The organism is Prolixibacter sp. DSM 2831, assembly GCF_056493735.1.
Window position 1 is genome coordinate 2,900,338 of record NZ_CM151379.1, and the last position, 14,166, is coordinate 2,914,503.

Sequence of the window (14,166 nt, forward strand, 5' to 3'; positions counted from 1 at the left end):
TTTCCGGTTAACGGTATAGCTACGCCATTTTCTGCGAGCTTTCCGGGGAATATTCATCAATGCGATATTCATTTCACTTACATTTTTATCATGAAGAAATTCAGATTGCTCCTCCTGGCTCTATCGATTGCCGGGGGAATGACAACGGCTTGTCATAGCACTCATAATCATGAAGCTCAAGAAGAACACGAAGAGCACGCAGCCGTTGAAAAACAGACGTACACGATTTACGACCGTAACAACCGTTACGAACTCTTCTTCGAGTCGACTCCTTTTATCGAAAACGAGAAAGCCGAGCTGCTGGTGCATGTTACCCGCTTGCCGGAATACAAACCGCTGCAACAGGGAAGTCTGAAACTTCTGCACAATAACAAATTGGTTGCCTCAGCGAATCAGCCGGAAGTTCCGGGCATTTTTCATTTGGCCTTTTCACCGAAAAAGACCGGTCCAATCGACCTCAAAATGGAACTGACCGACAAAGGAGTCCCTGTTTTGTTCCCGCTGAACAACATCAACGTCTATGAGAACCATGATGCTTTTCACGAAAGTCAGCAGGAACACCACGAGAATGCCAAAGCCATTGCATTCCTGAAGGAGGAAGCTTGGAAAATTGATTTTGCCGTTGCACCGGTGAAGGAAGAACCGTTCTTCGAAATCATCAAAACATCCGGTGAAATCATGCCGGCGCAGGGCGACGAAATTGTTGTAACGGCCAAACACCGAGGAACTGTTCTTTTGGGTGGCACCCAGCTTCTTTCCGGAGAACCAGTGAAAAAGAACGAAGAGCTGATGACCTTATCAGCGTCACTACTGGACGGTAACCTAAATCAGGATTATCTAAAAGCCAAAGCGGCTTACGATAAAGCCAGCCAAAATTACGAACGTTCCAAACAGCTGATCGATGACCGGCTGATTACGCAAACCGAGTTTCGCTCAGCGGAAGCCGAATTCAAAAGTGCAAAAGCCGTTTATGAAAATATCAGTCGCTTCCATACTACACAGGGAGAACGGATTGTTGCACCGCAAAACGGTTTCATCAAAGAGTGTTTGGTGTCCGAAGGTCAGTTTGTGCAAGCAGGACAAGCATTGATGGTTATCACACAAAACCGGAAACTAACGCTTAGGGCTGATGTACCTCAAAAGGATTATGCACGCTTGCCAAGTGTTTTCTCGGCCAACTTTATCACGCCTTACGACCAGCAGGTGCACTCCATCGACAATTTGGGTGGGAAAAAGATCACCTTCGGAAAATCGACTCTCGATAAAACCTTCTTCACGCCGGTGTATTTCGAAGTTAAAAACACCGAAAACCTGATTCCCGGATCATACGTGGAAGTTTATCTGAAAGCCGGTTCTTTCAAGAATGCGCTGACGATTCCTCTCTCTTCATTGATGGAAGAACAAGGAAACTTCTATGTTTTTGTGCAAAAGGATGGCGAAGAGTACCTGAAACGGTACATCACTCCCGGAAGAAACGACGGCGAACGCCTCGAAGTTTTATCCGGGCTGGAAGCTGGTGAACGAGTGGTAGCCAAAGGTGCTTACCGTGTTAAACTAGCTTCCATGAGTGGAACTGCCCCGGCACATAATCACAATCACTAACCTCCTGAATTCATTTACATGCTAAATAAGATCATACAATTCTCATTGCACAACCGGCTGCTTATCATTGTCGGAGCGCTACTGCTGATGCTCGTCGGATATTATTCCGTTAGACAGATGGAGGTAGATGTCTTTCCCGACCTGAATGCGCCGACCGTTGTAGTAATGACCGAAGCACACGGGATGGCGCCCGAAGAAGTGGAACAGCTGGTCTCCTTCCCCATCGAAACAGCCATTAATGGAGCCACCGGATTGCGACGGGTACGTTCGTCATCGGCCATGGGCTTTTCCATTGTCTGGGCCGAGTTCGACTGGGGGATGGACGTTTACAATGCCCGGCAGGTAGTTGCCGAAAAATTGATGACTATCCGCGACCGACTTCCAAAGGGTGTGGGAAGCCCTACTCTCGCACCGCAGTCTTCGTTGATGGGCGAAATCATGGTTTTCACCATGACAGCCGATTCAACATCGCCCATGGAGCTGCGCACACTTGCCGACTGGCAGGTGCGGCCGCGAATTCTCTCCGTTGGCGGAGTAGCCCAGGTGACAACCATCGGCGGTGAATACAAAGAATACCAAATTCTGGTTAACCCGGAAAAGCTACGCTATTATGGCATCCGTTTCAATGAGCTGATCGAACTGCTGAACGGTTACAACGATAATGTGCCCGGCGGCTTCATCGAGGAATACGGAAACAGCTACATTGTACGAGGAATCGGCCGTTCCAACGAAGTGAATGAGTTGGGTAACACGGTTATTCGGGTAGCGAATGGGTTCCCTGTTAAGCTTTCAGATGTAGCAGAATTACGCATCGGTGCGGCGCCAAAAATCGGAGACGGTTCTTACAAAGGAGGAAAAGCGGTTGTGTTGACGGTTTCGAAACAACCGAACGTTAACACCCGAGAACTGAGCGATAACATCGACGCCGAACTGGCGGCTATTACGAAAACATTGCCACCCGATGTCAAAATCCACACCGACGTCTTCTCGCAACGAACCTTTATCGATACATCGATTAGCAACGTGGAGCGTGCGCTAATGGAAGGTGCCATCTTTGTGGCCATCATCCTGGCGCTCTTCCTGATGAACTACCGAACGACGCTTATCTCGTTGGCAGCCATTCCACTTTCACTTTTAATGTCCGTTATCGTGATGAAACTGATGGGCTACACCATCAACACCATGGTACTTGGTGGGATGACTATCGCTATCGGATCGCTGGTCGACGATGCCATCATTGATGTGGAGAACGTGTATAAGCGTTTGCGGGAAAATATCCGGTTGCCAAAGAGAAAAAGGCGCAAATCGCTCAAAGTAATCTATGAAGCTTCGGTCGAAATCCGGGCTTCTATCATGAATGCCACCCTCATCATTATGGTCGCATTTATTCCGCTCTTTTTCCTTAGCGGGATGGAAGGCCGCATGTTGCGGCCGTTGGGCGTCGCGTATATCATTTCGCTGTTTTCATCGCTGGTCGTGGCCATTACGGTCACGCCTGTTCTTTCCAGTTTATTGCTCGTAAACCGGAAGCGACTGAAGAAGCACAGCAAAGGAAGCTGGCTCGAGACCAAAACGGTTGAATGGTACAGAAAGGCTCTGGTTCAGGTAATGCGGGCCAAAAATCTCACCATCGGTCTTTCGCTCGCTCTTTTCATTGTCGCATTGATTTTCCTTTCGCAATTTGGTGGAAGTTTCCTCCCTCCTTTCAACGAAGGGACACTGACCATCAACGTGGCTTCGATGCCGGGAATTTCACTGGCCGAATCGGATAAAATCGGACGAGAAGCAGAAAAGTTGCTGCTTTCCGTTCCCGAAATTCAGGTTACCGAACGCCGAACCGGACGAGCCGAATTGGCCGAACATGCGTTTGGTGCCAACGTCTCAGAAATCGACGCACCTTTTCACCTGGGAAAACGTTCACGCAATGCTTTTCTAAAGGAAGTCCGGCAAAAATTGAACACGCTTCCCGGCGTCTCCATCGAAGTCGGGCAGCCCATTAGTCACCGCATCAATCACATGCTTTCCGGTTCCCGGGCCGATATCGCCATCAGCATTTACGGCACCAGTCTTCCGGAGATGCACGATTTGGGCGAACGCATCAAGTCGCTGATGACGGGTATTGACGGCGTAGCTGATCCCTTCGTGGAGCAACAGATTGAAATTCCCCAAATCCGCATTCGCCCGAAAAGGGAAATGCTGGCCCGTTACGACATCCCGATGAAACAGTTCAACCAGTTTGTGGATGTGGCTTTCGCCGGAGAAAAGATGGGCGATGTGTTTGAAAAAGAACGCTCGTTTGATTTGGTCATCCGTTTTGACGATGAACACCGGGGGAACATCGAAGCCATTAAGAATGCACTTATCGACACCGGCGATGGACGCAAAGTACCGCTGTATTACGTCGCAGATGTTCGTTCCGAGTCGGGCCCCAATACCATCAACCGGATGAATGTTCAGCGAAAGCTGGTCGTTTCATGCAACGTGGCCGGACGCGACCTGAACTCAGTGGTAAAAGACATTCGCGATAAAGTGGAACAGGAAGTTGTTCTTCCGGAAGGCTATCGCGTAGAATATGGTGGCCAGTTCGAAAGTGCAGCCGACGCGCAACGTAAGCTGTTGCTGGCGTCGCTGTTTGCGCTGCTGGTTATCTACCTGCTGCTTTACCAGGAATTCAAAGACATGAAAGTTACCAGTGTTATTCTGCTCAACTTGCCTTTGGCGCTCATCGGCGGTGTGATGGCCGTCGCCTTCACATCGGGCGTAATGAGCATTCCCGCTATCATCGGGTTCATCACGTTGTTTGGTATCGCCACCCGAAACGGTATTCTGCTGGTTTCCCGTTATCAGGCACTGAAAAACGAAGGTGTAGGACTCTATCGACGTATCATTCGAGGATCGGCTGACCGGCTGAATCCGATTCTGATGACCGCTCTGACAGCAGCTTTAGCTTTGATTCCACTCGCGGTGAACGGCGAGCTTCCGGGCAACGAAATCCAAAGCCCCATGGCCATTGTCATTTTGGGTGGTCTACTTACTTCCACCTTGCTGAACGTATTTGTGATACCGGTGGTCTATTTCCGGTTAAACCGGAAAGAAATAAAAGAGGAGGAAAAACGATGAGAACAGAAAGTATGAATAAGAAAAGTGCTATGAAAATCCTGCTCCTTTTTACGATGATCTTGATTTTCTCGCCAGCCATGGCTCAAAACGAGCTCCAGCAGCTCCTTCAGGCAGCCGAAAAGGCGAATCCAAGTATGGAGGCTGGCCGGAAGCTAAAAGATGCAAAACAATGGGAGTACCGCACAGGTCTGACTCCTTCCGATCCGGAAGTGGAATTTGGTTTCATGCCCGGAAACACGGATGCACTAGGTAACAAAAAAGTCTTTTCAGCAACCCAAAGTCTCGATTTTCCTTCAGTGTATCATTACCGGAATAAGCTGGCAGATAATCAATCGGAAAAGGCGGAGTGGGATTACAGCGATTTCCGGCAACAACTATTGCTCGAAACCCAGCTCACCTACTACGAACTGGTATATCAGCGAAAGCGCGACCGCTATTTAACCGATCGGGTGCAAAACACGGTGAAACTCCACGAATCGCTCAACCGAAAAATGGAACGAGGCGAAGCGACAATTCTGGAAGTGAACAAAGCCCGCATTCAGCGCATCGAACTGGAAAATCAGCTAACGCTCATCAAGGCAAACGAGCGACAATTGGTTGAAAAACTCACCTGGTTGTGTGGCGATTCGTTGCCGGCATTAAGTCAGTTTTCCTACCGGGAAGAAATCCTGCCGGGAAAAGACTCATTGTTCAGTGACATCATCCGTTCGCGACCCGATCTTCTTTCGGCGAAAGCAGGAAAAAACATCGCTGAAGAAGCTCGTAAACTAGCCGGAGCAAAGGGCTTACCCAAACTCATGGTAGGTTATGAATCAGAAACGGTTCCGGGGGAAAAATACGGTGGACCGAAAGTGGGGATTTCCATTCCATTGTGGTCCAACAAAAACAATGTAAAACGAGCCAAAGCGCAACAGGAATGGGCAGCGGCACAATACACCGGCCAGTTGAAACAGGCCTGGTTCGAACTGGAGCAAACCTACAGCCAGGTAGAATCGTTGCGAAAGTCGGTGGAAAATTACCGGAAAGGCCTGGAAGAGATGTCGAGTGTGCCATTGCTGAACAAATCGCTTCAGTTGGGGCAAATCTCAATCATCAATTACGTCACCGAGATGAACTATTATATCGGTGCTTACGAGAATTTTCTGAGCGCCGAGCATGATTATTATCGTGCGCTGGCGGTTTTAATGCGGTACCAGCTATGACCGAAAAAGAATTGCGTGGAGAGAAATAGAGAATCGATGCGATATCAATGATAAATAGTTGAATTCCCCCAGGTCATCATGCCTGCGGGGAATTTTCTATTTTAAAGTAGTTACGATCTTCGTGACCAGTTCGCTGAATTTCTTCATATCGGTGTCCGGCATAATTTCCATCAACTGCGCTTCGCACTCCTGCCGTCCCGTATCAATCTGTTCCTTCACGCTCTTTCCTTTTCCGGTCAGGTTTAACGTGATGGCTCTTCGATCATTCGGGTCGATTTCCCGGATCAGAAAACCATTGTTTACCAGTTTGTCCACGACCCTACTGACGCGCGATGGTGAAAGATCCATGTTCTTCGCCAACTCCGGACTACTGATTTTCTCGCAGTTATCCAGTGCCGAAAAGAATAATAATTCCGATTGCGAAAGTCCTAAATCGTCCATTAAACGCTGATCGACCGAAGCACATTTGCGCCTCAGTTCATAGATCATAAACATGATTCCATTCCCGTTCTCCATTGTATATTAATATTTTCGATTCTTTTCCGGATACAAAAATACAAATAAAGCAAATATTTACAAGCACATTTTTTGCTATTAGCAACTTTTTTGTCAGAAAAGTTTGTTTTTTAAAAATCACTAATTATTTTTGCATCGAAACTTTTGCTATTGGCAATATTTAATAAACGATATTTAAGAACCACAAAAAAAGAAACAACATGGCATTAGAATTTTTGACAAAAGACACTTTTAAATCAAAAGTATTCGATTTCGAAAATAACCAGGACTGGAAATTCGAAGGTAACGTACCTGCTATCATCGACTTCTACGCTGACTGGTGTAACCCTTGTAAAATGGTGGCTCCTATTCTGGAAGAACTCCAGGAAGAGTACGGTGAAGAAAAACTAAAAATTTATAAAATAGACACGGAAGACCAGCGCGAACTGGCTGCTATGTTCGGTATTCAGAGCATTCCGTCATTGCTGTTCATCCCGGTTGAAGGTCAACCTCAGATGGCCATGGGTGCACTTCCTAAAGACACCTTCGTTCAGGCTATCAGCGATGTACTTAAAGTTCAGGCAAACTAAAAAAAGCAGCACTATTTTATGAAGCATGAAGTAGGAATTTCCTGGAAAGAAGACATGGCTTTCGAAGCCGAAGTCAACGGGCACAAAATCATGCTGGACGCGGACGAAAAAGTGGGCGGCAAAGACCGTGGCCCTCGTCCGAAACCGTTCATGCTGACTGCCCTGGCTGGCTGTACCGCCATGGACGTTATTTCCATTTTGAAAAAGATGCGGGTTAATCCCGATAATTTTGATGTAAAAGTGTCAGGCGAACTGGGTGAAGAGCATCCGAAGGTTTATACCAGTATGCACATCACTTATCAGTTCTGGGGAGAAGATTTACCCATGGAAAAGCTTGAAAAAGCGGTAAATCTTTCACAGGATCGGTATTGCGGTGTTTCCGCTATATACCGGAAAGCGCTTCCTATTACATCATCTATCGAGGTGAATCCGGAAAGTAAATAACTGTTGCAGAAAAATCACGCCCCGGTCCGTATGGTCCGGGGTTTTTTATTTAAACCCTTACCATGACAACTAACTTCGACCAAATTGTAGATCGCTCCGGAACAGGCGCCATTAAGTACATCCGGCGCAAAGCGCTTTTCGGACGCGAAGATGTCATCCCTCTTTGGGTGGCCGATATGGAATTTCGCAGTCCGGAACCGGTTATTGAAGCACTGCACCAACGTTCCAATCACGGCGTTTTCGGCTATACCCTACCGGGAGATGATTATTTTGAAACCATCCGGGAATGGCAGGACTCGCATCACAACTGGGAAATCGACCGTGAGTGGATGAGCTTTGTTCCCGGCGTTGTTCCTACCATTGGGCTGGCATTGGAAGCTTTCACCCAGCCGGGCGAAAATATTTTGGTTCACGCTCCGGTTTATACTCCGTTTTTCGATGTTCCTCAGAAACTCGATCGACAAGTCGTTTTCAGTAACCTGAAACTGGAGAACGGAAAGTACCACATGGATTTTGAAGACTTGCGGAAAAAAATGAAAGAGAACATCAGCATCTTTATCCTGTCGAATCCCCATAATCCGGGTGGTCGTGTATGGTCTGAAGACGAATTGAAGGAGCTGGCTTCGATCGCTGCAGAAAACAATGTGTTGGTCATTTCAGACGAAATTCACGCCGACCTGGTGCTGAATGACTATCGACACATACCATTTGCTACGGTTTCAGAAAAAGCAGCGATGAACAGCATTACACTCATTTCACCCACAAAAACCTTCAATATCGCTGGATTATCAGCTGCTACCGCCATCGTTCCCAATTCGGAAATTCGTGAAAAGTTGAATCACCGGATGCATGCGTTGCATCTTTTCCGTGGCAATATTATGGCTTACGAAGCGGCACGGGCTGCTTACCAACACGGTGAAGCATGGCGAAAAGAGTTGATCTCCTACCTCGAAGAAAACCATCGCATCGTTCATGCTTTCTTTAAAGAAAACCTTCCGGAAATCATTCCCATGGAAGCCGAAGCTTCTTTCCTGGTTTGGCTCGATTTCTCGCAAACCGGGCTTCCGCTTGAAGATGTTCGCGAGCGCCTCATCTGCGAGGCTGGTCTTGGACTTTCTCCCGGCAAAGCTTTCGGACCGGGCGGAGAATATTACCAACGAATGAATATCGGGATTCCACGACAGTTGCTTCTCCACGCGCTGGAAAAAATACACCAAGCTTTTCACTTCCCTCGAAGTAAAATAAACTCAAGTCGCATCACAGTTCATCGTTGATGCGACTTTTTTTACCTGCCTCCTGCGCCGATCAGAAATTTTTGCAGCATAGCTCTTCTCCCCTCATTCCTTGATTTTTACTTTTCACAATTTTTCTTACTTTTGAATAAATACATTTTCGACATATTACAAATGTTTTATGATGCGAAAATTCTTATCGAGTTGTATCTTTAAAATTGTTGATGAAAAGTCCTCTTACTTCTCTCAACGCAATTACCGCTAAACCATTTATTATGCTGCAGAAAAAAATCTTTCTCGATGAATCGGAAATGCCACGGCAATGGTATAACCTGGCCGCGGACCTGAAAATGAATCCTCCGCTTGGACCCGACGGGAAACCGGTTTCACCCGAAATGCTGACTCCCGTTTTTCCGATGAACATTATTGAACAGGAAGTCAGTACCCAACGCTGGATTGATATTCCTGAAAAAGTGCTTGAATTGCTTTCCATCTGGCGTCCCAGCCCGTTGGTGAGAGCTTACGCTTTGGAAAAGGCGTTGGGCACTCCGGCCAAAATCTACTACAAAAACGAGAGTGTGTCTCCGGCCGGAAGCCATAAACCCAACACAGCCATTGCTCAGGCTTACTACAATAAAGAATTTGGCATCAAACGCATTACCACCGAAACCGGTGCCGGGCAATGGGGTAGCGCTCTGTCGTTTGCCTGTGCCCAACTAGGACTCGAGTGCAAAGTGTTCATGGTCCGGGTGAGTTTCGAACAAAAGCCTTTCCGGCAGATGATGATGAATACCTGGGGCGGAAAATGCATTCCCAGTCCGAGTATGGAAACAGCGGCCGGCCGAGCCGTGCTCGAGAGCGATCCGGATACGCCCGGAAGTTTGGGTATTGCCATCTCGGAAGCCATCGAAGCGGCTGTGACTGACCCAACCGGTGAAACCCGCTATTCGCTGGGCTCTGTTCTCAACCACGTGATGCTGCATCAGACAATCATCGGTTTGGAAACTAAAAAGCAGCTGGCCAAGGTCGGCATCAAAAAGCCGGATGTGGTAATCGGTTGCTGTGGTGGTGGAAGTAACTTCGCCGGACTTTCGTTCCCTTTTGTAAACGACAAGATTAATGGCGCTGATATCGAAATTATTGGAGCTGAACCCGCTTCGTGCCCGACTCTGACGAAAGCTCCGTTCCTCTATGATCACGGTGATATTGCCAAGATGACTCCCCTCCTTCCTATGCACAGTCTCGGACATACTTTCATTCCTGCACCTATTCATGCTGGTGGACTTCGCTACCACGGAATGGCTCCGCTGGTTAGTGCAGCAGTAGAAGCTGGCCTGGTAAGTCCGGTTTCCTTGCATCAAAACGAGTGTTACAACGCCGGTGTTTTGTTCGCAAAAACGGAAGGAATCATTCCTGCTCCGGAAACGAACCACGCCATTGCAGCCACCATCCGCGAAGCGTTGAAAGCAAAAGAAGAAGGTAAAGAGAAAACCATCGTCTTCAACTTCTCCGGACACGGATTGATGGATTTGGTTGGCTACGACAAGTTTCTGCAGGGACAGCTCACTGATTATGAATTACCCGACGAAGAAATTGCCAAAACCGTCGATCTCCTGAAAGATTATCCCAAACCGTAAATATTTAGAAAGAGGCTGTCCAAAAAGTAAAATTGGACAGCCTTTGTTTTTGTTGTCCCTTTAAGGTTTGTATCTTAAAGGTGCTAATGACAACACGATCAAACGTACGATTTAAAAGTGTTACTTCCCAACAGTCAGTACTGTTTCCGGGTAACCTAAGCGATAAAATAGCGGCTAATCACCCGGTTCGTCTGGTTAATCAGGTTGTTGACCAGTTAAACATAGACGATATTTTATCGACGTATAAAGGCGGCGGAACAAGTTCGTATCATCCTCGGGTAATGATTAAGATACTATTTTACAGTTATCTGAACAATATCTATTCCTGCCGGAAAATAGAACGGCAACTTCAGGAAAATATCCATTACATGTGGCTTTCGGGTGAAGCAACGCCTAATTTTAGGACCATTAATAACTTCCGCAGTCAGAAATTAAAAAATAAAATCCATCAGTTGTTTGCCTCCATGGTTCGGTTAATGAACGAAATGGGGTACGTTAGCCTTGATGTACAATACATCGACGGGACCAAAATCGAAGCAACCTCGAATCGCTACACTTTTGTTTGGCGTGGCTCAGTTGAAAAATACAAGGAGAAGCTTGAAGCCAAAATCGAGAAAGTACTAAAAGAGATTGAGGAAAGCATTGAAGTGGACTCTGCTGCTCCTGATGAAGATTCTCTGCCACAGACGATTGATTCCGAACTGTTGCAACAGAAGATTCGCCAGATAAATGAGCAACTCTCAAAACTAAACAGGAAACAGCAAAAACAGTTGAAACAATTGGAATCGGATGCCTTACCGAAGCTGAAAAAATACAAACAGCAACTGGAAACCCTGGGCCAAAGAAACAGCTACTCAAAAACGGATACCGATGCCACCTTCATGCGCATGAAAGAGGATCATATGAAAAACGGGCAGTTAAAGCCTGCTTACAATACTCAAATCAGCACGGAGAACCAGTTTATTACCCATTTTTCACTTCATCAGCGCGCCGGCGATACCAGCACTCTGATACCACACCTTGACCATTTTGAATCACTTTACAACAGGCGATCGTCCACGGTGGTTGCCGACTCAGGCTATGGCAGCGAAGAGAATTACCAACATCTGGAAGATCAGGGCATAAAAGCCTTTGTCAAGTACAACTACTTTCATAAAGAACAAAAAAGAAGTCAAAGGAATAATGCTTTTTTGCCAGCAAACCTGTATTACAATCAGCAAAAGGATTTTTATGTCTGCCCCATGGGACAACGCATCAGTAAGGTGGGGAGTAACAGTCGCAAAACACAGTTGGGATATGAATACCAGGTGAGTATCTACCAGGCACAAAATTGCACGGGATGCCCGCTTCGGGGGCTGTGCTATAAAGCCAGGGGGAACCGAAAGCTCGAAATCAACCACAATCTAACCCGATTACGCCGGTTGGCAAGAGAAAGGTTAACCAGCGAAGAAGGCCTTTACCACCGCAGTATGCGCCCCATCGAACCGGAAGCGGTGTTTGGGCAGCTGAAATCAAACAACAAATTTAACCGGTTTACCCTCAAAGGATTATCCAAGGTAGAAGTAGAGTTTGGGTTAATGGCCATTGGACACAACTTGAGGAAGTTAGTGGCCCTAACTATGTCCAAACATCCGAAAAATTCCGTTCCTTATACAATTATTTTCGTTTTTGAAGCAATATCCTGCACAAAAGCAGACATACAACAATGCCTACCAAAAATCAGCAAAATGTTCGGAACAATCAGGCTAGCTGCTTAAAAAATGAGGCCGCCCTTTTTGGACAGCCTCTTTTTTTGCTCCATCCTATTTAAAAATTCCTTCCGACTTCTTTTATCAGGAAAATTGCTGACAGATGACATTGTCTCGGTTTCATTCTTTCGGTAAGTTCGTACTATGCCTAAATCTTACCATAACCATTGAGGTAAAATTGAGGAACCGGCGTATCCGGCAAAACCATAAACGAACGAAATTTAGATGAAGACCGACATTGAAATTGCACATTCCGTGAGCATGAAGCCCATCACGACAATTGCTGAAAAACTGGGCATCGGATTTGACGATTTGGAATTGTACGGGAAGTACAAAGCTAAAATTCCACTTCAGTTTATTGACAAAGAAAAGGTAAAGCAGCACAAATTGATTTTGGTTTCGGCTATCTCGCCTACACCTGCCGGAGAAGGAAAGACCACTGTTTCCATCGGTCTCTCGCAGGCCATGAACCGCCGCAATTATAACACAACAGTTGTCCTGCGTGAACCGTCTCTTGGACCGGTTTTCGGAATCAAAGGTGGAGCAACCGGAGGTGGATGGTCGCAGGTTTTGCCAATGGAAGACATTAATTTGCACTTCACCGGCGATTTTTCGGCGATTGAAAAAGCGCACAATCTGCTGGCTGCGTTAATCGATAACAATCTGCAAAACAAGCAATATTCGCTGGGTATCGATCCACGTACTGTCGAATGGAAGCGTGTGATGGACATGAACGATCGGGCATTGCGACAATTGGTTCTGGGTTTGGGTGGCACCACTTCCGGAGTTCCCAGGGAAACCGGCTTCGATATCACAGCGGCCTCTGAAATTATGGCCATTTTGTGCCTGGCTGACAACTTTGAAGATTTGAAAAGGCGCCTGGGTAATATCTTCATTGGATTCACCTACAGCGGCGAGCCCATTTATGCCCGCGATCTGAAAGCGCAAGGTGCCATGGCGGCTTTGCTGAAAGACGCGATTAAGCCCAACCTGGTGCAAACCATCGAAGGCACGCCGGCCATTATTCACGGTGGACCGTTCGCCAATATTGCGCAGGGAACCAACTCCATCATTGCTACTCGCATGGGACTTTCCCTTTCGGATTATGTGGTAACGGAAGCAGGTTTCGGATTCGATTTAGGTGCCGAAAAATTCATCGATATCAAATGCCGTTATGGCGATTTGCAGCCTTCGGCCGTTGTTTTGGTCGCCACCGTACGTGCCCTGAAATATCACGGCGGCGCTCCACTCGATTCTCTGAAAGAGGAAAATCTGGAAGCGTTGCAAAAGGGGTTTGCCAACCTTGAAAAACACATCGAAAATATGTTGCAGTTCAGGGCTTGTCCTATTGTTGCCATTAACCGTTTTACCTCGGATACCGATGCCGAAATCAATCTGATTGTGGAGAAATGCAAGTCAATGGGCGTGGAAGTCTCCCCCATCGACGTTTGGGCGAAAGGCGGAGAAGGTGCACTGGAACTGGCCGATATTGTTGCCGGAACATGTGAACGATGCGACAACCAAATAACACCGTTGTACGATTGGGAATGGGACGTCCCGAAAAAGATCGAAACCGTCGCCAAGCGCATTTACGGAGCCGAAGCCATCGATTTTTCCAGCCAGGCCAAAAAAGATTTGAAGAAGATTGAAAAGCTCGGACTGGATAAATTGCCGGTTTGTATTGCCAAAACACAAAAGTCACTCTCGGATAACCCGGCATTGCTGGGCCGTCCGAAGGATTTCGTGGTAACCGTACGCAATATTGAAATTGCATCAGGTGCTGGTTTTGTTATTCCGATTACGGGTAACATTATGCGAATGCCCGGATTACCGGCTAAACCTGCCGCCGAAAATATCGATATCGACAACGAAGGAAATATTACCGGCTTGTTCTAAAACCCGTTACCGAACCAAGTTCCCCTGTAACAGATTGTTATGGGGGAATTTTGTTTTATTAACGTCGAATAATAATTTAAGTCGATGTTTTTCAATAATTTAAATTATAAATTTTTAAACCTGACCAACAAACCTTTGCTTTCCTGTTCAGTTATTAAATAGTGAAAGACAAATTGATTTAGTTAAACTCAAAAATATTC

Annotated in this window: 9 protein-coding genes and 1 pseudogene; 9 read left to right on the top strand and 1 reads right to left on the bottom strand. The window is 46.7% G+C overall.

Features of this window, described 5'->3' with window-relative positions:
- Positions 1 to 90: 90 nt before the first annotated feature.
- From AC060N_RS11865 to AC060N_RS11875, 3 genes are read left to right on the top strand one after another with little or no spacing between them, the layout of a single operon-like run.
- Positions 91 to 1,602 (top strand): efflux RND transporter periplasmic adaptor subunit, encoded by a 1,512-nt coding sequence (locus AC060N_RS11865; RefSeq protein ID WP_479523984.1) that lies wholly within the window; start codon positions 91 to 93, stop codon positions 1,600 to 1,602.
- An 18-nt stretch (positions 1,603 to 1,620) separates the two neighbouring features.
- Positions 1,621 to 4,722, top strand: a complete 3,102-nt coding sequence (locus AC060N_RS11870) for an efflux RND transporter permease subunit (protein WP_479523985.1) — start codon at positions 1,621 to 1,623, stop codon at positions 4,720 to 4,722.
- Entirely contained in the window at positions 4,719 to 5,924 is a 1,206-nt protein-coding gene (locus tag AC060N_RS11875; protein ID WP_479523986.1) for a TolC family protein, read from the top strand. The genes AC060N_RS11870 and AC060N_RS11875 overlap by 4 nt, the downstream gene beginning before the upstream one ends.
- Before the next feature lie 96 nt (positions 5,925 to 6,020).
- Here the strand turns inward: AC060N_RS11875 and AC060N_RS11880 are convergent, their stop codons facing one another.
- Positions 6,021 to 6,440, bottom strand: coding sequence for a MarR family winged helix-turn-helix transcriptional regulator (locus AC060N_RS11880; RefSeq protein WP_479523987.1), 420 nt, complete (start codon positions 6,438 to 6,440; stop codon positions 6,021 to 6,023).
- A gap of 200 nt (positions 6,441 to 6,640) precedes the next feature.
- Between AC060N_RS11880 and trxA the strand changes: the two genes are divergently transcribed.
- The 6 genes and pseudogenes from trxA (at position 6,641) to AC060N_RS11910 (ending at position 13,966) form a co-directional block, all read left to right on the top strand.
- Positions 6,641 to 7,009, top strand: coding sequence for a thioredoxin (trxA, locus tag AC060N_RS11885; protein WP_479523988.1), 369 nt, complete (start codon positions 6,641 to 6,643; stop codon positions 7,007 to 7,009).
- Between the two features lie 18 nt (positions 7,010 to 7,027).
- The gene (locus tag AC060N_RS11890; protein WP_479523989.1) at positions 7,028 to 7,453 is read left to right on the top strand and encodes an OsmC family protein; all 426 of its coding nucleotides are present in this window, start codon (positions 7,028 to 7,030) and stop codon (positions 7,451 to 7,453) included.
- A gap of 62 nt (positions 7,454 to 7,515) precedes the next feature.
- Positions 7,516 to 8,727 carry a MalY/PatB family protein gene (locus AC060N_RS11895; RefSeq protein ID WP_479523990.1) on the top strand — a complete coding sequence of 404 codons (1,212 nt, stop codon included), beginning with the start codon at positions 7,516 to 7,518 and terminating at the stop codon, positions 8,725 to 8,727.
- 233 nt (positions 8,728 to 8,960) lie between these two features.
- Positions 8,961 to 10,322 carry a TrpB-like pyridoxal phosphate-dependent enzyme gene (locus AC060N_RS11900; RefSeq protein WP_479523991.1) on the top strand — a complete coding sequence of 454 codons (1,362 nt, stop codon included), beginning with the start codon at positions 8,961 to 8,963 and terminating at the stop codon, positions 10,320 to 10,322.
- A gap of 86 nt (positions 10,323 to 10,408) precedes the next feature.
- Positions 10,409 to 11,929, top strand: a pseudogene (locus AC060N_RS11905) (IS1182 family transposase); the annotation flags it as partial.
- A 366-nt stretch (positions 11,930 to 12,295) separates the two neighbouring features.
- A complete protein-coding gene (locus AC060N_RS11910; protein WP_479523992.1) occupies positions 12,296 to 13,966 on the top strand; it encodes a formate--tetrahydrofolate ligase in 1,671 nt (556 codons plus the stop codon).
- Positions 13,967 to 14,166 lie beyond the last annotated feature (200 nt).